19 protein-coding genes and 2 tRNA genes are annotated in these 20,002 nt (G+C 68.7%); 10 read left to right on the plus strand and 11 right to left on the minus strand.

What is annotated here, in order from left to right; translation table 11 throughout:
* Nucleotides 1-66: 66 nt before the first annotated feature.
* Both ACGF8B_RS01460 and ACGF8B_RS01465 read right to left on the minus strand, forming a co-directional pair.
* A complete protein-coding gene (locus tag ACGF8B_RS01460) occupies nucleotides 67-1,428 on the minus strand; it encodes a serine/threonine protein kinase (protein WP_392733709.1) in 1,362 nt (453 codons plus the stop codon).
* Nucleotides 1,429-1,512: 84 nt separating this feature from the next.
* On the minus strand, nucleotides 1,513-2,061 hold the full coding sequence (locus ACGF8B_RS01465) for a DNA-binding protein (RefSeq protein ID WP_342280236.1): 549 nt from the start codon (nucleotides 2,059-2,061) through the stop codon (nucleotides 1,513-1,515).
* A gap of 171 nt (nucleotides 2,062-2,232) precedes the next feature.
* Between ACGF8B_RS01465 and ACGF8B_RS01470 the strand changes: the two genes are divergently transcribed.
* Nucleotides 2,233-2,305, plus strand: a tRNA-Ala gene (locus ACGF8B_RS01470).
* A 166-nt stretch (nucleotides 2,306-2,471) separates the two neighbouring features.
* Here the strand turns inward: ACGF8B_RS01470 and ACGF8B_RS01475 are convergent.
* The gene (locus tag ACGF8B_RS01475) at nucleotides 2,472-3,206 is read right to left on the minus strand and encodes a DUF5324 family protein (protein WP_392733711.1); all 735 of its coding nucleotides are present in this window, start codon (nucleotides 3,204-3,206) and stop codon (nucleotides 2,472-2,474) included.
* Nucleotides 3,207-3,597: 391 nt separating this feature from the next.
* Here ACGF8B_RS01475 and ACGF8B_RS01480 point away from each other — a divergent pair, with 391 nt between their 5' ends.
* Together ACGF8B_RS01480 and ACGF8B_RS01485 are read left to right on the plus strand one after the other, a co-directional pair.
* Nucleotides 3,598-4,125 (plus strand): peptidylprolyl isomerase, encoded by a 528-nt coding sequence (locus tag ACGF8B_RS01480; RefSeq protein ID WP_392733713.1) that lies wholly within the window; start codon nucleotides 3,598-3,600, stop codon nucleotides 4,123-4,125.
* A gap of 156 nt (nucleotides 4,126-4,281) precedes the next feature.
* Nucleotides 4,282-5,184: a rhomboid family intramembrane serine protease gene (locus tag ACGF8B_RS01485; protein WP_392734441.1), complete on the plus strand. Its 903-nt coding sequence runs from the start codon at nucleotides 4,282-4,284 to the stop codon at nucleotides 5,182-5,184.
* A gap of 357 nt (nucleotides 5,185-5,541) precedes the next feature.
* Here the strand turns inward: ACGF8B_RS01485 and crgA are convergent, their stop codons facing one another.
* Nucleotides 5,542-5,796 (minus strand): cell division protein CrgA, encoded by a 255-nt coding sequence (gene crgA / locus ACGF8B_RS01490; RefSeq protein WP_093548084.1) that lies wholly within the window; start codon nucleotides 5,794-5,796, stop codon nucleotides 5,542-5,544.
* Between the two features lie 140 nt (nucleotides 5,797-5,936).
* Here crgA and ACGF8B_RS01495 point away from each other — a divergent pair, with 140 nt between their 5' ends.
* From ACGF8B_RS01495 to ACGF8B_RS01520, 6 genes are read left to right on the plus strand one after another with little or no spacing between them, the layout of a single operon-like run.
* The gene (locus ACGF8B_RS01495) at nucleotides 5,937-6,707 is read left to right on the plus strand and encodes a DUF881 domain-containing protein (RefSeq protein WP_392733715.1); all 771 of its coding nucleotides are present in this window, start codon (nucleotides 5,937-5,939) and stop codon (nucleotides 6,705-6,707) included.
* Between the two features lie 52 nt (nucleotides 6,708-6,759).
* Nucleotides 6,760-7,470 (plus strand): class E sortase, encoded by a 711-nt coding sequence (locus ACGF8B_RS01500; protein WP_392733717.1) that lies wholly within the window; start codon nucleotides 6,760-6,762, stop codon nucleotides 7,468-7,470.
* 56 nt (nucleotides 7,471-7,526) lie between these two features.
* Nucleotides 7,527-7,709 (plus strand): hypothetical protein, encoded by a 183-nt coding sequence (locus ACGF8B_RS01505; RefSeq protein ID WP_266914546.1) that lies wholly within the window; start codon nucleotides 7,527-7,529, stop codon nucleotides 7,707-7,709.
* A complete protein-coding gene (locus ACGF8B_RS01510; RefSeq protein WP_342280231.1) occupies nucleotides 7,706-8,344 on the plus strand; it encodes an aminodeoxychorismate/anthranilate synthase component II in 639 nt (212 codons plus the stop codon). The genes ACGF8B_RS01505 and ACGF8B_RS01510 overlap by 4 nt, the downstream gene beginning before the upstream one ends.
* Nucleotides 8,341-9,921 carry a class E sortase gene (locus ACGF8B_RS01515; protein WP_392733719.1) on the plus strand — a complete coding sequence of 527 codons (1,581 nt, stop codon included), beginning with the start codon at nucleotides 8,341-8,343 and terminating at the stop codon, nucleotides 9,919-9,921. The genes ACGF8B_RS01510 and ACGF8B_RS01515 overlap by 4 nt, the downstream gene beginning before the upstream one ends.
* A 27-nt stretch (nucleotides 9,922-9,948) precedes the next feature.
* Entirely contained in the window at nucleotides 9,949-10,677 is a 729-nt protein-coding gene (locus ACGF8B_RS01520) for a class E sortase (RefSeq protein ID WP_392733721.1), read from the plus strand.
* A gap of 187 nt (nucleotides 10,678-10,864) precedes the next feature.
* Here ACGF8B_RS01520 and pknB read toward each other — a convergent pair whose 3' ends face one another.
* From pknB to ACGF8B_RS01550, 6 genes are all read right to left on the minus strand, one after another.
* Complete coding sequence (gene pknB, locus ACGF8B_RS01525; protein WP_392733723.1) at nucleotides 10,865-12,847, minus strand: Stk1 family PASTA domain-containing Ser/Thr kinase; 1,983 nt, start codon at nucleotides 12,845-12,847, stop codon at nucleotides 10,865-10,867.
* Between the two features lie 167 nt (nucleotides 12,848-13,014).
* On the minus strand, nucleotides 13,015-14,472 hold the full coding sequence (locus ACGF8B_RS01530; RefSeq protein ID WP_392733725.1) for a penicillin-binding transpeptidase domain-containing protein: 1,458 nt from the start codon (nucleotides 14,470-14,472) through the stop codon (nucleotides 13,015-13,017).
* Complete coding sequence (locus ACGF8B_RS01535; RefSeq protein WP_392733727.1) at nucleotides 14,469-15,869, minus strand: FtsW/RodA/SpoVE family cell cycle protein; 1,401 nt, start codon at nucleotides 15,867-15,869, stop codon at nucleotides 14,469-14,471. Before ACGF8B_RS01535 ends, ACGF8B_RS01530 begins: the two co-directional genes overlap by 4 nt.
* A 23-nt stretch (nucleotides 15,870-15,892) precedes the next feature.
* Nucleotides 15,893-17,404: a PP2C family protein-serine/threonine phosphatase gene (locus ACGF8B_RS01540; protein ID WP_392733729.1), complete on the minus strand. Its 1,512-nt coding sequence runs from the start codon at nucleotides 17,402-17,404 to the stop codon at nucleotides 15,893-15,895.
* Between the two features lie 129 nt (nucleotides 17,405-17,533).
* Nucleotides 17,534-18,049 carry an FHA domain-containing protein gene (locus ACGF8B_RS01545; protein ID WP_072487556.1) on the minus strand — a complete coding sequence of 172 codons (516 nt, stop codon included), beginning with the start codon at nucleotides 18,047-18,049 and terminating at the stop codon, nucleotides 17,534-17,536.
* A gap of 10 nt (nucleotides 18,050-18,059) precedes the next feature.
* The gene (locus ACGF8B_RS01550) at nucleotides 18,060-18,929 is read right to left on the minus strand and encodes an FhaA domain-containing protein (RefSeq protein WP_392733731.1); all 870 of its coding nucleotides are present in this window, start codon (nucleotides 18,927-18,929) and stop codon (nucleotides 18,060-18,062) included.
* A gap of 317 nt (nucleotides 18,930-19,246) precedes the next feature.
* Between ACGF8B_RS01550 and ACGF8B_RS01555 the strand changes: the two genes are divergently transcribed.
* Nucleotides 19,247-19,329: transfer RNA gene (locus tag ACGF8B_RS01555), tRNA-Leu, on the plus strand.
* Between the two features lie 175 nt (nucleotides 19,330-19,504).
* Here the strand turns inward: ACGF8B_RS01555 and ACGF8B_RS01560 are convergent.
* Nucleotides 19,505-19,975, minus strand: coding sequence for a MarR family winged helix-turn-helix transcriptional regulator (locus ACGF8B_RS01560; RefSeq protein WP_392733733.1), 471 nt, complete (start codon nucleotides 19,973-19,975; stop codon nucleotides 19,505-19,507).
* Between the last annotated feature and the right edge of the window lie 27 nt (nucleotides 19,976-20,002).

Genomic DNA, 20,002 nt, shown 5'->3' on the forward strand with positions numbered 1-20,002 from the left:
GGGGCGGGACCCTGTAGGACACGGCCCCGGGCCCTGTACGGAACGGACCCGGGACGGTCGACGGGATCAGCTCTGGGTCAGCGCCCAGATGCCCACCGCGAAACAGATCAACGCGACCACCAGCACCGGGACCGCCACCTTCGGGGACGGTCCCGGACGCCTCTGCGGGGTGGGCGTGTGCGCCGGTGCGGGCGCTGGTGAATGCGCCTGCGCCGGTGGTTGTGCCTGTGGCTGTCCGGCGGTGTACGCGCGGGTGAGCGCCGGTTCGTGCTGCACGGCCGCCGTGGGCGCCTGCGAGGCATCCGGGACGGGAGCGGCGTACGGGGACGCGGCGGGCGCCGGGAACGGAGTGTGCGGTGTGACCGGCTGGGCCGGCTGAATCTGCTGGGGCGACGGTGTGGGCTGCTGCGGAGGAGGCGGGAGGTGGAAGCTGCCCGTCTCCGACATCGGGACCGGTGGCTGGGCGTAGGGCTGTTGTGCGCCCTGCGCGTGCTGCGTTCCCTCCGTGTGCTGCGTGCTCTGCGTGCTCTGGGGTTGTGCGTGGGACGGGGCCGGTCCATCGGGGCCGAAACCTGCGGGCAGCGGCCCGATTTGGTCGAAGACCTCGACCGGCTCGTCCTCGGCCCCGGGCTCCGGCAGCATCTCGACCGCGGCCGTCAGCGCCTTGCGCGCACCCGTGGCCGTACGGAACCGGGCCTGCGGATCCGGCTGCAGCAGCCCCGCGAGGACCTGCCACAACGGCTCGGGGATCCCCTCCGGTGCGGCGGGCGTGCCGTACGAGGCGAAGTGCTCGACGAGCGCCTGCGCGTCGGGCTTCTTGCCCTGGAGCAGATACAGCGCGACGAGTCCGACCGCGAACAGGTCCGCGGGGAAGTCGGGTTCAGCGCCCATCATCTGCTCGGGCGCGAAGTAACCGGGCGTACCCACCACGTAGTTGGTCTCGGTGAGGCGCGGCTCCCCCTTGCGCATGGAGATGCCGAAGTCGGACAGCCGCAGATGCGGCCGTCCGGTACCGGTCGCCTCCATCAGGATGTTGGCCGGCTTGATGTCCCGGTGCACGACGCCCTCCGCGTGCACCGTGGACAGCCCGGACAGCAGCTGGTCGAGGAGCGTGCAGACGAACCGGGGCGGCAGCGGTCCGTAGTCGCCGATGACGTGCGCCAGCGAACCGCCGCTCACCAGGTCCATGGTGAACAGGACCTTGTCGTCGTCCGCGGCCCAGCTCGCCGGGGCGAGCACATGCGGATGCTCGATCCGCAGCGCCTGCTCGCGGACGAAGCGCAGCAGCGTGTGCGCGTCGCTCTGCTGGAGGACCTTGGCCGCCACGTAGCGACGGCGCCGATGGTCCCAGGCCCGCCAGACGGCGCCGACCCCACCACGTCCGATCGGATCGATCAGTTCGTACCGACCGGCGAAGACCTCACCCATTGCGCTGTGCCCGCTCCCAGTTCCTTTTTCGGCCCACGGCCGGCTTTCGGGGGACAGTGCCCGGCCCGACCCGGACGGATGGTCCTAGCTCTGGTGTCCCTCGTAGTGCGCCACCGCGTCCGCGGTGCGCCCGGCGCCGTACACCCTGAGGAACTCTGCCAGTTCCGGATGGGTCGGGGCGAGGGAGTCGGCGGCATCGATGATGTCACCGGCCGCCGCGACCGACCGCATCAGCGACTGGATCTCGCGGACCACGCGCCGGACGGTGGGGGCGCCGCCGGTGTGCGAGGTCTGGCCGGTGCCGGTCAGGACGGAGCCGCCCTGCGACTTCTTGATCTCCTCCATGCGGTCGGTGGCCTCGCCCGCGCTGACGCTGCCGTCCGCGACCTGACCGGCCAGCTCCTGGAGCGCCTGGACCCGCTGGACGACCGCCGGGTTGCCGATCTTCGCCCGCTGGCCGCTCATCAGCTGGGAGAGCATGGGGGCGGACAGCCCGAGGACGGCGGCGAGCCTGGCCTGGTTCAGGCCGAGATCATCGATCAGCCGGCGGAAGAGCGCACCGAGGGGTTCCCCGTACCAACTGCGCTGAAGCTCCCTGGCTCTGGCCGTTGCCTCTTGCTGCGCTGCGTCCATGGCGTCTCCCCTTCGCTGCGGCTTCGCTGCTGCGAACCTCGACGTGCATCTTACGGAGAGTGGTCGCCGACCGGGAGCCCCCATCTTTTTTGCAGGATTCCGGGGAGTACCCGGTACTGTTGTCTGCGGCGGTGGCCGGAACGCTGGGGCGTTCGGGGCTGTTCGTTGTTCGGGGCCTTAGCTCAGTTGGTAGAGCGCTGCCTTTGCAAGGCAGATGTCAGGAGTTCGAATCTCCTAGGCTCCACACCGAGAAAATGCCCTCCGATCTGCGGAAACGCAGATCGGAGGGCATTTTTCGTGCCTGGGAGTTCGCGTGCGGAGGGCGGGTCCGCAGGCCCTGAGCGCTTCGGCCGGTGCCGGGCGGGGGTTCTGCCGGCGGGTCCCTGCCGGTCGCCGTGCCGTCGCTCGGCTCAGCGGCGGTCGTCCGGGCCGGAGCCGTTCACGCCCTCCGGGCCGTCCGTCCCGTCGGTCTCCGTCCCGGCCTGCTTGGCCCGGACCTCGGGGTCGAGCGAGGTCGGGCCGCTGCCGTCGACCGAGGTCAGGGGTGCGCGGTCGGAGACCTCCGTGGCGGCGGGCGGCTCGACCAGCCAGTCGGGGTTGGCCTGCTTGTCCCACCACCGCCAGGCGGCGTAGGCACCGCCCACCACGAGGCCGGCCACGGCGAGCCCCTTGAACAGCCAGCCGGCCCTCGCCCGCCGCTCGTGCTTCCTGACCAGCTGCTTGATCTCCTGCGCGGTGACCTGGCCGCGCAGTGCGGCCAGCGCGGCGGCGCTGCGGGCCGAGGCCTCCTCGGCCACCGGCTGGGCGACGGCCATCGCGTGCTCGACGCGCGGCACCGTGTAGTCCGCGGCGGTCCGGGCCGCCCGGCGGGTGCGGAGCGCGGCGCGCCGGCCGACCTCGTCGACCTTGGGGGGCACATGGGTCAGGGCGAGTTCGATACGCGGTGCCAGATGCGCGTCGTACTGGACGCGGGCCTGCTGGGCCGCCTTGGACACCTTCGGCGCGAGCCGCGTGCGGGCCTCGTGCGCGAGATGTGCGGCCTGGTCCTTGGCCGTGTCGGCATAGGGCGCCACCACTTCCGCGGCGTGCTGCACGCTGTCCTTCGCCGAGTCGGTTGCGGCGCGCACGCTGTCGATGCGGGTCACGGGATCCTCCTCCTTGGTGGCGGGTAGACACTCCGCCTTTCCACCCATTTCGAGATCATGCCTGCCTCATTCCGGTATGGCATGCGGGGCGGGCATCCGGGTCATTCAGGTCATGAGTGACACCTTGGGCAATGCGGTGCAAGGGGAGCTTGTCGATGACAATGCCACGGTTCGTCCCGGCCCGCGCCGGTACGTCACGCACTTGGCCGCATTTGTTGCTGCGGACCGCGGAATGCGGAATGCGGAATGGGGCAGGAAGGTGAGTGCCATGTGCCCGACGGTGGTGGCCGGGCGCCGGAACGTACGGTCCGTGCGAGGATCGGTGGCGTCACTGAGACGCAACGTCACCGAAGAAGACTCAGCGTCACCGAAGACTTACGGAAGGCAGATCGTGGCCGAGCAGCTTTACGCCACCTTGAAGACCAATCAGGGCGACATCGAAATCCGGCTCCTGCCGAACCACGCGCCCAAGACGGTCAAGAATTTCGTCGAGCTCGCCAAGGGTGAGCGCGAGTGGACGCACCCCGAGACGGGTGAGAAGTCGACGGACAAGCTGTACGACGGCACCGTCTTCCACCGTGTCATCAGCGGCTTCATGATCCAGGGCGGCGACCCGCTCGGCAACGGCACCGGTGGCCCGGGGTACGAGTTCGCGGACGAGTTCCACCCCGACCTCAGCTTCAACAAGCCGTACCTGCTGGCCATGGCCAACGCCGGACCGGGCACCAATGGTTCGCAGTTCTTCGTGACCGTGTCGCCGACCGCCTGGCTGACCGGCAAGCACACCATCTTCGGCGAGGTCGTGGACCCCGCCAGCCAGAAGGTCGTGGACGCCATCGCGGGTGCCCAGACCAATGCCCGTACCGACCGCCCGGTGCAGGACATCGTGATCGAGTCGGTCGTCGTCGAGACCCGTTGATCACCAAAGGTCGCCGGTCGATCACACGCTGATCTCCCTTCCGGGAACCAACCGCCCTGCCCGTCCGTACTGATACATAGCGGACGAGCAGGGCGGCGTCGTGCGTGCCGTGCCCGTCATGACCAGGACCGAAGGGACCGGCAAGCGATGGGACCGATGGACCGGCAGCCGCCGGAGGGCAGTGACCAGTCCGCCGAGGCGGACGGCTCGCTCAGCTGCTACCGCCACCCCGGTCGCGAGGCGAACATCCGCTGTACCCGCTGCGAGCGCCCGATCTGCCCCGAGTGCATGATCGACGCCTCGGTCGGCTTCCAGTGCCCGGACTGCGTCCGCCAGGGATCGGGTACGGGACACGGGCCCGCCGCCGGCCGGCCGCGCACCGTCGCGGGCGGCAGCATCACGGCCGATCCCCGCCTCGTCACCAAGATCCTGCTCGGCATCAATGTCGTGGTGTACCTCGCGGTGCTGGCGAGGGGCACCGCGCTGGTCGACGACCTGATGCTGCTCGGCCGTGCCCCGACCTATTACGGCGGCCCGCCCGAAGGCGTCGCGGAAGGCCAGTGGTACCGGCTGGTGACGTCGATGTTCCTGCACCAGGAGATGTGGCACATCGCGTTCAACATGCTGGGGCTGTGGTGGCTCGGCGGGCCATTGGAAGCGGCGCTCGGCCGCGCCCGCTACCTCACGCTCTACCTGGTGTCCGGGCTGGCCGGCAGTGCCCTCACCTACTGGCTCTCCACCCCCCAGCAGGGCTCGCTCGGAGCTTCCGGGGCGATCTTCGGACTGCTGGGCGCCACCGCGGTGCTGATGCGCCGGCTCAACTACGACATGCGCCCGGTCTTCGCGCTCCTCGCGGTGAACCTGGTCATCACCTTCAACCCCTGGGGCGGGATCGCCTGGCAGGCGCATGTCGGCGGACTGGTCGCGGGCACGCTGATCGCGATCGGCATGGTGCACGCACCCCGGGAGCGGCGCGCGCTGGTGCAGTACGGCACCAGCGCCCTGGTCCTCGCGGCCGTGATCCTCGTCGTCGTCATCAGGACGGCCGCGCTCACCTGAGCGGATATCGTCCCGGGGCCGCACGTCCACAGCCCTGGTTGTCCACAGCGGGTGCCAGATCTTGTGCATTCTGTGGGAACAACTGTGCCCCTTGTCGCTGAGCTGGGTTTTTCCAGCAGGGACAAGGGGCGTGTCATCCCCCGATGGGGGAGACTGCAGTCACATCGGCGTCAACCGTCAGGGAGTTATCCACAGATCGTCTGACCTTTTCCCCTGCCTGTGGATAACGCTGTGGGTAACTCGGGGCAAGGGTTGCGGGACGGGGCCCCGCTGTGCAGAGGGCAACGCGACCATGAAGGCCGCGTGCCGGCTCCGCCGCGGTACTACTTGCGTCGCTGTGCTACTTCTGTCGTCGTGCTACTTCCACTGTGTGGAGACGCCGAAGCCGCCGGCGATGAAGCCGAAGCCGACGACGATGTTCCAGTTCCCCAGGTCCTTGATCGGCAGGTCGCCGTCCGTCACATAGAAGACGACGATCCAGGCCAGACCGATCAGGAAGAGCGCCAGCATCACCGGCGCCACCCAGCTGCGGCTGGTCAGCTTTATGTTGGTTGCCTGCTTCGCCGGAGGGGGCGTGAAGTCGGCCTTCTTGCGGATACGTGACTTCGGCACGAGGAACTCTCCTGTCGATGCGCTGCGTGACCGCGCAGGGAACTGTGGCTGGCGCCGGGGCGGAGCTCGAGGAGAATGCTGCCTACCTCGGGCGTCCGTTAGCGTAGTGCTTCCCTGGCGCCGAAGGAGATAAGGGTACGTTGAGCAATTCTGCCGACTCCCCCCAAGGCCCGGTCCGGCGCACCTTCCGGCACCCGGCCCGTGTGCTCACCGCTGCCGTGTTCGCCCTGGCCGGACTGATCTTCGTCACCAGCGCCAACACGGCCAAGGGCACCAACATCCGGACCGACTCCTCGCTGCTGAAGCTCTCCGACCTCATCCAGCAGCGCAGCAACAAGAACGCCCAGCTGGACGAGACCACCGCGGCCGTGCGCGACGACATCGACGCCCTCGTCCGGCGGGACGACGGCAGCACCGAGGCGGAGGAGGCCCGGCTCAAGGAACTGGAGCGGGCCGGCGGCACCACGAAGCTCACCGGCCGGTCGGTGTCCGTCACCCTCAACGACGCCCCGCCCAACGCCACCGCCAACCCCGGTTACCCCGACCCGCAGCCCAACGACCTGGTCATCCACCAACAGGACCTCCAGGCGGTCGTCAACGCCCTCTGGCAGGGCGGCGCCCGGGGCATCCAGGTCATGGACCAGCGGCTGATCTCCACCAGCGCGGTGCGCTGCGTCGGCAACACCCTGATCCTCCAGGGCCGGGTCTACTCCCCGCCGTACAAGATCACCGCGGTCGGCGACCCGGGCAAGCTCAAGCAGGCGCTCAGCGAGTCCCCGGCGATCAGCAACTACCTGCTGTATGTGAAGGCTTACGGGCTCGGCTGGAAAGTCGATGAGCACGAGGCGGTGACTCTTCCCGGCTACTCGGGCACAGTGGACCTCCACTACGCGGAGCCCGTGGAGCAGTAACGGGCGGCCGCGAAGCTGTGAATCGGCGAGCGGCTGTGGGGAGGCCGGCCAGGTGTCGGTGCGACTGATCGTCAGGACGTTCAGCGAACTCTGCGTCACCGTCGGTGCCCTGATCGTTCTCTTTGTCGTGTACGTGCTGTTCTGGACCGGGGTGAAGGCGGCCGACGCCACCGAGGGGCAGATCGACGACCTGCGCAGCCGGTGGGCGCAGGGCCCGGTGTCCGCACCCGCGCCGCAGCCCACCCCGACGCCGAGGACGCCGGACGGGCGGCCTCCCGCTCCCGCCGCCTACCGGGACGGCAAGCCGTTCGCGATGCTGTACATCCCCCGCTTCGGCAAGGACTGGGAGTGGCCCGTCCTGGAGAACACCGGGGTCCGGACCCTGCAAAAGGGCCTCGGCCACTACTTGGGGACCGCCCGCCTCGGTGCGACGGGCAATTTCGCGGTGGCCGGACACCGCCGTACGTACGGCGACCCGTTCAAGGACTTCCCGAAGCTGCGTCCGGGCGACGCGGTGGTGCTGAGCGACGGCACGACGTGGTTCACGTACCGCATCGACAAGCCGCCCTACCGGACCGTGCCGAGCGACATCGGGGTCATCGACCCCGTCCCGCGCAAGTCCGGATTCGACGGGCCCGGCCGCTATCTCACGCTGACCACCTGCGACCCGGAGTGGGGCAGCAGCCACCGGCTGATCGCCTGGGCCCACCTCGATGCCACCCGGCCGGTGTCCGAGGGCGAGCCGGCGGCTTTCCACAGCTGACCCACGCTTCTGCCCCGGCCCTTTAGTCTGGTCTCGTACCGAATGGAGGGGACAACATGTACGGCTGGATCTGGCGGCATCTGCCGGGCAACGCATGGGTGCGTGCGCTCATCTCGCTCGTGTTGGTACTGGCTGTTGTCTACGCGCTTTTCCAGTACGTCTTCCCCTGGGCGGAGCCGCTGCTTCCGTTCGGAGATGTGACGGTCGACGGCTCGACCGGGACGGAGGGCGGACAATGAGTGCCCGCATTCTCGTCGTGGACAACTACGACAGCTTTGTCTTCAACCTCGTCCAGTACCTCTACCAGCTCGGCGCCGAGTGCGAGGTGCTGCGCAACGACGAGGTGACCACGGCACACGCCCAGGACGGCTTCGACGGCGTCCTGTTGTCGCCCGGTCCCGGCACCCCGGAGCAGGCGGGCGTCTGTGTCGAGATGGTGCGCCACTGCGCGGCCACGGGTGTCCCGGTCTTCGGGGTCTGCCTCGGGATGCAGTCGATGGCGGTGGCGTACGGCGGTGTCGTGGACCGCGCTCCCGAGCTGCTGCACGGCAAGACCTCGAAGGTGACCCATGAGGGCACGGGCGTCTTCGCCGGCCTCCCGTCCCCCTTCACCGCGACCCGCTACCACTCGCTCGCCGCCGAACCGGACACCGTTCCGGCGGAGTTGGAGGTGACGGCGCGGACGGCCGACGGGATCATCATGGGACTGCGCCACCGTGAGCTGCCGGTGGAGGGCGTGCAGTTCCACCCGGAGTCGGTGCTGACCGAGCACGGGCACCTGATGCTGGCCAACTGGCTGGTGCAGTGCGGCGACACGGGAGCCGTCGCACGGTCGGCGGGGCTCGCACCGGTGGTGGGCAAGGCCGCCGCGTGACTTCGCACCGCCCCGAACCCGATGCCGGCCAGGACGGCCCGTACGAGCCAGGGGCGTACGGGGCGGCCGGAGCGTTCGAGGCGGCGGTCGACCGGCTGGCCGACCCGTTGAACGATCCGCTGCCGGGGCCTCGCACCTCGCCGTGGTTCAGGTCCGGCGATGCTCCGACCGGGCCGACCGGGCCGACCGGGCCGACCGGGCCGACCGAGGCGCCGGCGGCCGGACGGGGACAGCACCGTGCCCCGGACGGACCGGCACAGCCGCAACAGGGGCCGCCCCCGACACAGGCGTCGTACGGGGCACAGAGCCCCCGGAGCGCCCCGCAGGAGTGGTACGACCCGGAAGGGTTCGCACGGGACTGGTACGGCCCGCAGGCGGCGGCTGCACCGGCATCCGTGCCGACGCCCGTCCCGGAGCAACAGACGAGGCCCGTGCCGCCGCCCATGGCGCAGCAGCCGGTTCCGCGGCAGCCCGTGCCGGAGGAGCTGACGCAGCCCCTTGCCGTCGCCTTCCCGGTCGGCGACGAGGCGGTCGGCCCACGGACGGCCGGCGCCCACCGGTCGGACGGCCGGGCGGCGACGGCCGGCCGGCCGGTTCCGGACCCGGATCCGGTGGGCGACACGCAGATCTTCGCCGAGGTCGCTGAGGCAGCTGGAGCAGCGATACCGGCGGCGGACCCCGACTCGTACTCCGCGATTCCGCGCTCCGCGTCGGACCCCGGTGAGGGCTCCGACGACACCGGTGCGGAGCCGCGTACCGGAGGCCGTGCCGAGCGCCGTCGCGCCGCCAAGGGCCGGGGCCGGCGCCGTGCCGATCAGCGCCCGGAGGCCGCGTCGACCGCCGCCACGCAGCCCGACAGGCCGATGTCGCGCGTCGAGGCACGGCGTGCGGCACGTGCGGCCAAGGACAGCCCGGCCGTGGTGGCCAGCCGGGTCACCGGCGAGCTGTTCATCACGCTCGGCGTGCTGATGCTGCTGTTCGTCACCTATCAGCTGTGGTGGACGAATGTGCGCGCCGACCAGTACGCCGGCAAGGAGACGCACAAGATCCAGGACGACTGGGCGAAGGGCGACCGCAGCCCCGGGGAGTTCGAAGCGGGGCGGGGGTTCGCCATCATCCACATCCCCAAGCTGGATGTGGTCGCTCCGATCGCCGAGGGCATCAGCAAGGAGAAGGTCCTCGACCGGGGCATGGTCGGCCACTACAGCGAGGGCACGCTCCGCACCGCGATGCCCTCCGCCAAGAAGGGCAACTTCGCCCTGGCCGGGCACCGCAACACGCACGGCGAGCCGTTCCGTTACATCAACCGGCTGAACCCCGGCGACCTGATCGTGGTCGAGACGCAGGACGCGTACTACACGTACGAGACGGCCAGGACCCTGCCGCAGACATCGCCGTCCAACGTCTCGGTGATCGACCCGGTGCCGCGCGATTCCGGGTTCAACGGGCCGGGCAGGTACATCACTCTGACGACCTGTACGCCGGAATTCACGAGTACGTACCGTTTGATCGTCTGGGGCAAGATGGTCGACGAACGACCGCGCAGCGAGGGGAAGCCCGACGCGCTCGTGGGCTGAAACATCATCACGACAGGGACGGGTGCGGTGACAGCGAGGACCGAGCACGAAGAGCGAACCGGCGAGTCCGCGCCCCCGCCCCGGCGCAGGGGTCGCCATCCCGTCGCGACCGCGGTCAGTCTCTTCGGTGAACTCCTGATCACGGCGGGCCTGGTGCTCGGACTCTTCGTCGTCTACTCCCTCTGGTGGACGAATGTGCTCGCCGACCGTGAGGCCACCAAACAGGGCCACACCATCCGCGACCGCTGGGCGGACGGGCCGGGCGCGCTGGACACCAAGGACGGCATCGGCTTCCTGCACGTCCCGTCGATGAAGAACGGCGAGGTGCTGGTCAAGAAGGGCACCGACACCGAGAACCTGAACGACGGAATCGCGGGCTATTACACGGAGCCGGTGAAGTCGGCCCTCCCGTGGGACAAGAAGGGCAACTTCACCCTGGCCGCCCACCGTGACGGGCACGGCGCCAAGTTCCACAACATCGACAAAGTGAAGACCGGGGACGCTGTCGTCTTCGAGACCAAGGACACCTGGTACGTCTACAAGGTCTTCAAGGAGCTTCCCGAGACGTCGAAGTACAACGTCGACGTGTTGCAGGAGGTGCCGAAGGGGTCGGGCGCGAAGAAGCCCGGCCGCTACATCACGCTGACGACCTGCACGCCGGTCTACACGTCGAAGTACCGCTACATCGTGTGGGGCGAGCTGGTGCGTACGGAGAAGGTGGACAAGGACCGTACGAAGCCGGCGGAGCTGCGCTGACAGCTGTCCCGCAGTTCCCGCCGGACGCCTGACGGACACGGCTTTCGGCAGGCACCGCATTCGGCAGGCAGGGTCTCCGGCGGCCAGGGTCTCCGGCAGGCACGGTCTTCGGCGGGCACGTGGTGGGTACGACGAAGGGCCCCGGTCGCCGTGTGGCGCCGGGGCCCTTCGGGGCGGTGTATCGGTGTCAGCGCCGTCCGCCGGACGGGCCACCGAAGATGTTCCCGTTTCCGCCGCCCGGCATGGTCACCACGTTGACCGCGCTGTTCTTGTCGACCGGCTGGTTCGCGCCGGGCTGGAAGGTGACGACCTTGGCGTTGTCGTCGTTCGGCCCCTGCACCTGGCCGAGTTGCAGTCCGGCCGCGGTGAGCAGGCCCTTGGCCTCCCCGAGCGTCCTGCCCTGGAGATCCGGAACCGTGGTCTGCTCGGGCTGCTGCGGGCCCTTGGAGACCGTCAGCACGATCTGGGTGGTCAGCGGCTGCATCGAGTCGGGGGGCGGCGTCTGGCTGATCACCTGGTTCGCCGGCTTCTCCGAATCGACGTCGGTCCTGGAGACGTTGGTGAAGCCCAGGCCGTTGAGCTGGGCCACGGCCGCGTTGTAGTCACGGTCGGCCACGTTCGGCACCTTCTGGGTGGCCTGCTTGGCGACCGTGATGGTGACTTCGGAGTTCTTCTCGGCCTTCGTGTTGCCCTTGGGGTTCTGGTTGATGACCGTACCGGGGGTCTTCTCGGACTCGACCGAGGTGACGTTCACCGTGAAGCCCTTGGCTTCGAGGTCCTTGCGGGCCGTCGCCTCGGTCTTCTCCACGACGTCCGGGACATCGATCTTCGGAGCCCCGGTGGAGACGACGACCGTGACGGTCTCCTTCTTCGCCATCGTCTCGTCGTCGGTCGGGGTCTGACTGCAGATCTTGCCCTTGGGCTGGTCCTCGCACGGCTTGGACGAGCCGATCTTCAGGACGATGCCGGCGTTGTCCGCGAGCCGCTCGGCCTCCTTCACGGTCGAACCGACCATGTTCGGCACATCGATCTTGTCGCCGTCGCTGTCGCGGTTGCTGAACACCGACTGGCCGATCAGGATCGCGCCGATCAGCACCAGGACACCCGCCACGATCAGCAGGATCGTCGAGGTGTTGCTCTTCTTCTGGCGGCGGCGGTCCGGGCGGTCGTCGTAGCCATAGCCGCCGTCGTCCGGGTTGACCGGGGGCAGCATCGACGTCTGCGCGCCGTTCTGGTCCGCGGCGCGCAGCGCGGTGGTCGGCTGGTCGTTGCCGTATCCGTCGTAGCCGCCGTAACCGGCCGCGCCCATCGCAGCGGTGGCGGCGACCGGCTGGCCGTCGAGGCAGGCCTCGATGTCGGCGCGCATCTCGTCGGCCGACTGGTACCGGTAGTCGGGGTCCTTGACCAGGGCCTTCAACACGATCGCGTCCATTTCGGGCGTGATCTCGGGGTCGAAATTGCTGGGCTTCTGCGGTTCTTCCCGCACGTGCTGGTAGGCGACCGCGACCGGTGAGTCACCGATGAACGGCGGCCGTACCGTCAGCAGCTCGTAGAGCAGACAGCCGGTCGAGTAGAGGTCGGACCGCGCGTCGACCTGCTCGCCCTTGGCCTGCTCCGGGGAGAGGTACTGGGCGGTGCCGATGACGGCGGCGGTCTGGGTCATCGTCATTCCGGAGTCGCCCATGGCGCGGGCGATGCCGAAGTCCATGACCTTGACCTGACCGGTGCGCGTCAGCATGACGTTCGCCGGCTTGATGTCCCGGTGGACGATCCCGGCGCGGTGCGAGTACTCCAGCGCCTGGAGGATGCCGACGGTCATCTCAAGGGTGCGCTCGGGCAGCAGCTTGCGGCCGGAGTGCAGTAGCTCCCTGAGCGTCGACCCGTCGACGTACTCCATCACGATGTACGGAATGGAGACCCCGTCGACGTAGTCCTCGCCGGTGTCGTAGACGGCGACGATCGCCGGGTGGTTGAGCGAGGCGGCGGACTGGGCCTCACGGCGGAACCGGGCCTGGAAGGACGGATCGCGGGCCAGATCGGCGCGGAGCGTCTTCACAGCTACGGTGCGGCCGAGCCGGGTGTCGTGTGCGAGGTAGACCTCGGCCATGCCACCACGGCCGAGCACCGAGCCCAGCTCGTACCGGCCGCCGAGGCGACGCGGCTCTTCCATAACTGTTTCAGCCCTCTCCGTCAGTCCCGACCGCACCGGTGTGTGGTCCGGCGGTGTGCTGCTCGCGCATACGCTACCGGCCGCGCACTACCTGATCGGCCCGGAGTCCGGACCTGATACCTGACCGGTATCCCGATGTGCAGGTATGGCACCCAATGTGATGGGCGTCACTTCTTGCTGTCGATGACCGCCTCCATCACGGCCCGCGCGATCGGGGCGGCCAGGCCGCCGCCGGAGATGTCGTCGCGGTTGGCCTGGCTGTCCTCGACGACCACGGCGACGGCGACCGGGGAGCCGCTGTCGGTCTTGGCGTACGAGATGAACCAGGCGTACGGGTTCTCACTGTTGTTCAGGCCGTGCTGGGCGGTACCGGTCTTGCCGCCGACAGTGACGCCGTCGATGAGGGCCTTGGTTCCCGTGCCGCTCTTGACGACCGTTTCCATCATCTGCTGGAGCTTCTGCGCGTTCTCGCCCGAGAGGGGCTGGCTGAACTGCTCCTTCTCGTGCGTGTAGATCGCGTCCAGGCTGGGGGCCTGGCGCTCGGCGACCATGTACGGCTGCATCAGCTTTCCGTCGTTGGCCACGGCCGCGGCGACCATCGCCATCTGGAGCGGGGTGGCGCGGTTGGACGCCTGGCCGATGCCGGCCATGGCGTTCTGCGGACGGTTGTCCTTGGGGTAGACGCTGGCGTCGGCCCGGACCGGGGTGAAGATCTCCTTGTTGAAGCCGAACTTGCCGGCCTCGTCGATCATCTTCTGGTTGCCGAGGTCATCGCTCATCTTGCCGAAGACGGTGTTGCAGGACCACCGCAGCGCTTCCCGGAGCGTGGCGTTCTCGCACGGGATGTTGCCCTCGTTCGCGAGGTTGCCGGTGGTCAGGGGGAGCCGCCAGGGCAGCGGGGAGTCCGTCTTGTCGTCGATCCCCTTGTACAGCCCGTTCTCCAGGGCCGCGGCGGCGGTGACGACCTTGAAGGTCGAGCCGGGCGGGTAGGTCTCGCGCAATGCCCGGTTGAGCATCGGCTTGTCCTTGTCCTTCAGGAGCTGCTGGCGGGCTTCGGCGTCCTTGAGGGAATTGCCCGCGAAGACCGACGGGTCGTACGAAGGGGTGCTGACCAGGGACAGGATGGCGCCGGTCTGCGGGTCGAGCGCGGCCACGGCGCCCTTCTTGTCGCCGAGTCCCTTGAAGGCGGCCTTCTGGGCGGCGCCGTTGAGGGTGGTGACGATGTTGCCGCCGGTCTTCTTCTTGCCGTTGAAGAGGGACAGCGTGCGGTCGAAGAACAGCTGGTCGCTGTTGCCGGTGAGGATTCCGTCCTCAAGGCTCTCCAGCTGCGAGGCGTCGAACGCCTGCGAGGAGTACCCGGTGACGGGTGCCCACATGGGGCCGTTCTTCCAGACCCGCTTGTACTTGAAGTCGCTGCCCTTGGTTTCGACGGACCCGGTGATGGGGGATCCGTCGACGATGATGTTGCCGCGCTCGTGGGCGTACCGCTCGATCTGGACACGGCGGTTGTGCTCGTTCCCGTTCAGTTCGTCGGCGCGGACGTACTGGAGCCAGTTGACGCGAACCAGGAGAGCGAGGACGAGCAGTCCGCAGAAGAGCGCAATCCTGCGAAGGGGCTTGTTCACGGTCGGACCACCTGGGTCATCTCGGCATCGGGCGAGGGCGCTGGGGCCGGGGCGGGGCGGCGCGCGGTGTCGCTGATCCGGAGCAGGATGCCGATCAGGGCCCAGTTGGCGATGACCGACGATCCACCTGCCGCGACGAACGGCATGGTCATACCGGTCAGCGGAATGAGCCCCATGACACCGCCGGCGACGACGAAGACCTGGATGGCGAAGGAGCCGGAGAGCCCGATCGCGAGGAGCTTGCCGAACGGGTCGCGAGCGGCGAGGGCGGTGCGGACGCCGCGCTCGACGATGAGGCCGTAGACGAGCAGGATGGCCATCATCCCGGCGAGGCCGAGCTCTTCGCCGACCGTGGCGAGGATGAAGTCGGAGTTCGCGGCGAAGCCGATCAGGTCGGAGTTGCCCTGACCGAGCCCGGTGCCGAGGGTGCCGCCGGAGCCGAAGGCCATCAGGGACTTGGCCATCTGCTCGCTGGCCGCCAGCTTGCCCCAGCCGTCGAACGGGTCGAGCCAGGCGGTCACACGCTGCTGTACGTGGGGTTCGAACGTGGCCACACCGACGGCGCCCGCCGCGGACATCAGAAGACCGAAGACGATCCAGCTGGTGCGCTCGGTGGCCACGTACAGCATCACGACGAACATGCCGAAGAACAGCAGGGACGAGCCCAGGTCCGTCTCGAAGACCAGGATCAGGATCGAGAAGGCCCAGACCATGAGGATGGGGCCGAGGTCACGGCCCCGGGGGAGATAGAGGCCCATGAAGCGGCGGCTGGCCAGGGCCAGCGCGTCCCGTTTGACCATGAGATAGCCGGCGAAGAACACCGCAATGATGATCTTGGCGAATTCTCCCGGCTGGATCGTGCCGACGCCGGGGATCTTGATCCAGATCTTGGCGCCGTTCACCGCGGGGAAGAACATCGGAAGGATCAGCAGGAACAGCGCCACCAACATGGAGATGTAGGTGTAGCGCTGCAGGATGCGGTGGTCCTTCAGGGCCAGCAGAACCACGACCAGCAGCGCGACGCCCGCGGCCGAGAACAGCAGCTGCTTGGAGGCGGCGGGTGCGAAGTTCTCGGTTGCCTGGAACCGCGGGGACTGGTCCAGACGCCAGATGATGGCCAGTCCCAGCCCGTTCAGCAGCGTCGCCAGCGGTAGCAGCAGCGGGTCCGCGTACGGGGCGAATCTGCGGACGGCGAGGTGGCCGATGCCGCCGAGCAGGGCGAGTCCGAGCCCGTATCCGAGCATGCCGGAGGGCAGTTCGCCGTTGAGGGCGAGTCCGACGTTGGCATAGGCGAACACCGAGATGGCGACGGCGAAGACCATCAGCATCAGTTCGGTGTTGCGGCGGCTCGGTGCGTCGATCGCGCCGATCGTGGTCGTATTGGTGACAACGCTCATGGTGCTGAAGGCCCCCTACGGCTTTACTGCTTACCGCACTGCGGGACCAGCTTTTTCTCTTCCTCCGAGAGGCTGGGACCAGGAGTGGGAGTTTTGGTCGGCTTGGTCTTGGCGGCGTCGGACGTCTTCGCGCCACTGGTGGTCCCGGTGGACTCCGTGTCCGTACCCGGTGCCTGGGCCTCGTCGGCGCCGGCCTTCTCGGCGGCTCGTCGTTCGGCGTTCTTCTTGCAGGCGGACGCCTGGACGGAGAGTTCGCCGATCTTCTCGCGGGCGGCGGAGATGTTGCCCTCGGCGATGGTGGCCTCGACCTGCTTGCGCTGGTAGGGCGGGAGGTACTTGAGTTCGATCTCGGGGTGGTCCTTCTCGACCTCCGAGAGCGAGACCCAGGCCAGATCCTGGCTGATGCCGCGGAACAGCGCGACGTGCTCGTTCTTCGCGCCGACGTAGAACTGGCTCTGTGTCCAGCGGTAGCCGCCGTAGAGGCCGCCGCCGACGACGGCGAGCGCCAGCACGGTGTACAGGGACCTCTTCAGCCACTTGCGGCCGCCACCGGGCTTGACGAAGTCGTCGTCGGTGTACGCGTCGAAGGAGCCGTCGGGCATCCCGCCGTAGCCGCCGTCGTCGCCGCTTCCGGGCGGGCCGAAGCCCCCCGAGGGCGGCGGTACGGACCGGCCGAGGCCGGCCGCCCGTCCGGCGGGGGTCTGCATGGCGGCCGTGCTCTCGGCGTCGCTCATCTGCGCCGCCTGGTTCTCGGCGACCGCGCCGACGATGACCGGGGTGTCGTTGAGCTGAGCGGCCAGGGTGTCGTTGCTGTCGACGTCGAGGACGTCGGCGACGATGCAGGTGATGTTGTCGGGGCCGCCGCCGCGCAGGGCGAGCTGGATCAGGTCCTGGATGGTCTCCTGCGGACCCTGGTAGCTGGCGAGCGTCTCTTCCAGGGTCTGGTGGGAGACGACGCCGGACAGCCCGTCGGAACAGATCAGATAGCGGTCGCCGACCCGGACCTCACGGATGGAGAGGTCGGGCTCGACGTGCTCGCCACTGCCCAGTGCCCGCATCAGCAGGGCACGCTGCGGGTGGGTGGTCGCTTCTTCCTCGGTGATCCGGCCCTCGTCGACCAGCCGCTGCACCCAGGTGTGGTCCTGGGTGATCTGGGTGAGCACGCCGTCGCGCAGCAGGTACGCGCGGGAGTCGCCGACATGGACGAGACCGAGGCGCTGGCCGGTCCAGAGCAGGGCGGTGAGCGTGGTGCCCATGCCCTCCAGCTGGGGGTCCTCCTCGACCATCACGCGCAGCTGGTCGTTGGCCCGCTGGACCGCGGTACCGAGCGAGGTGAGGATGTCCGAGCCCGGGACGTCGTCGTCGAGCTGGACGAGCGTGGAGATCACCTCGGAACTGGCGACCTCACCGGCTGCCTGGCCGCCCATGCCGTCGGCGATCGCGAGAAGGCGCGGCCCGGCGTAGCCGGAGTCCTCGTTGCCCTCCCGGATCATGCCCTTGTGCGATCCGGCGGCGAAGCGCAGGGAAAGACTCATGCGCACCTCTCCCGTCGGCTCGGGGTATAGCCGGTCTCGAGCCACACTGCCCACCCTCCGGTCGGGAGCCGGGCGGGGGCCGTTGCCCGGACCGCCGCGGCTCGCTCGCTCCGCTCGCTCATTGTCGTACTACTTCCGCAGCTCGATGACGGTCTTGCCGATCCGGATCGGCGCGCCCAGCGGAACGGGTGTCGGGGTGGTGAGCCGGGTCCGGTCGAGATACGTGCCGTTGGTGGACCCGAGATCCTCGACGATCCACTGGCCGTCACGGTCGGGGTAGATCCTGGCATGCCTGCTGGACGCGTAGTCGTCGTCCAGCACGATTGTTGAATCGTGCGCCCGGCCCAGCGTGATGGTCTGCCCCTGGAGCGCCACCGTGGTGCCGGTGAGGCTGCCTTCGGAGACGACCAGCTTCGTGGGTGCCCCCCGGCGTTGCCGGCCCGGCTGCTGGCGTTGCTGCGGCGGCGCCGCAGCATTCTGGCGTGCCTGTGGAGGCCGTGCGTCGTTCGCAGTGCGGCGTGAGCCGCGCTGCGTGACGCGCGTTCCGAACAGGTCACTGCGAATGACCTGAACGGCCACGATCACGAACAGCCACAGAACAGCCAGGAAACCTAGCCGCATGACCGTCAGGGTCAGCTCTGACATTGCCCCCGCTTCACCCTTCGGCTTGCCGGTAAACGATGGTGGTGCTGCCCACGACAATCCGCGAGCCGTCGCGGAGCGTAGCGCGGGTGGTGTGCTGCCCGTCCACCACGATGCCGTTGGTGGACCCGAGATCCTGGATCGTCGAGGGCGTTCCGGTCCGGATCTCACAGTGCCGGCGCGATACGCCGGGGTCGTCGATCCGCACGTCGGCGTCGGTGCTGCGTCCCAGCACCAGCGTCGGGCGGGAGATCTGATGGCGGGTGCCGTTGATCTCGATCCAGCGTCGCACCTGCGCGTTCGGCAGGGGGCTGGGCCCGGCCGGCGGGTGCCGGTCGGTGCTGGGTGCGCCGGGCCTGCCGGTGCCCGGCGGCGGGGCCGCGGGCATGGGCGGGGCGGGGCTGGGCGGGTATCCGTAGCCGCCGGTGGGCTGGGCGGACCGGCCGGGACCCGGGTGGGGAGGCTGGCCCTGCAGTCCCTGGCGGCCCTGGGGGTCCTGCTGTGACGAACTCGACGCCAGGGTGCGGCTGCGTACCCGGTAGAGCCCGGTGTCGAGGTCGTCGGCCTTCTCCAGGTGGACCTTGATGGGGCCCATGAAGGTGTACCGCTGCTGCTTGGCGTAGTCGCGGACCAGCCCGGAGAGCTCGTCGCCCAGCTGGCCCGAGTACGGGCTGAGCCGCTCGTAGTCGGGGGTGCTGAGCTCGACGATGAAGTCGTTGGGGACGACGGTCCGCTCGCGGTTCCAGATCGTCGCGTTGTTGTCGCACTCGCGCTGGAGGGCTCCCGCGATCTCGACCGGCTGGACCTCGGACTTGAAGACCTTGGCGAAGGTGCCGTTGACCAGACCTTCGAGACGCTGCTCGAAACGCTTCATGACTCCCATGGGGCACCTCCTCCGTTGTAGTCGTCCCTGTACTGCTTACTGATCGTATCCACGCGTAGGGAAATCGGCTGGTTCCCCTTGTCTGCCCTGTGGATGAGTGTCACCTCTCACACGGATCGTAGAGGTGGCCTCCTCACAGTGTCCCGCACGCGGGGTGCACAGAGGAGGAGTGGGGGCGGCCGCTCGGCGTTCCCGGTTCCCTCTGGTCGGTCGGTGAAACAACGGATGTGAATCCACCCTGTCCAGCGTGCTAATCTTCCGGATGTCGCCAGGCGCTCGCACCAAACAGTGAGAGAGAGTCTGGAAACACCACTCTTGCGCGAGTGGCGGAACGGCAGACGCGCTGGCTTCAGGTGCCAGTGTCCTTAGGGACGTGGGGGTTCAAATCCCCCCTCGCGCACAAGTAGGAAGCCCCACAGGCCAACGGTCTGTGGGGCTTCTTCGTTCCCGGATCCGGTCGCGCACTTTTTGCCGGTTCGCGCCCGGATTCTTGTTTCACGTGAAACGTCTGGTTTGAGACTTCCTGTGGTCCGATGGGGCCGAAAGATGCCGATGGCGTCGACGGGACCACCCGGTCAGGATCGCGGCGCCTGGGTGGTGGTCGTGGTGGTGTTGCCCGCCGAGTTGTAGCGCAGCAGGTACTCGGCGAACCGGGCGAGATCCTCTTCCGTCCAGTCCGCGAGGCGTTCCTGGTAGGCCGTGCGACGGCTGGCCTGGGTGGAGGCGAGGGCCTGGGTTCCGGCCGCGGTGGGATGCAGCACCTGGATCCGGTGGTCGTCCGGGTCCGGGTGGCGCTCGACCAGTCCCAGCTTCTCCAGGGTGGCGATCTGCCGGCTGACCGTCGATTTGTCCAGCATGTAGTGGGCGGCGAGATCTGTCGCACGGCAGCCGTGCCGGTCCTCGATGTGTGCCAGCAGCGTGTACGAGACCAGCGGAAGCTCCGGGTGGAGGCGGGCCGCCGCGGCTCGGGCGCGGCGCGCGAAGGCGGTCAGTTCCCGCTGGATGACATCCAGCGACTCCTCGCGGTCCTCGGGGGTGCCTGGCACTGTTCCGCCTTCCGTTTCGCGGCTCTC

The organism is Streptomyces sp. NPDC047917, from assembly GCF_043204345.1.
Classification (GTDB): domain Bacteria; phylum Actinomycetota; class Actinomycetes; order Streptomycetales; family Streptomycetaceae; genus Streptomyces; species Streptomyces sanglieri.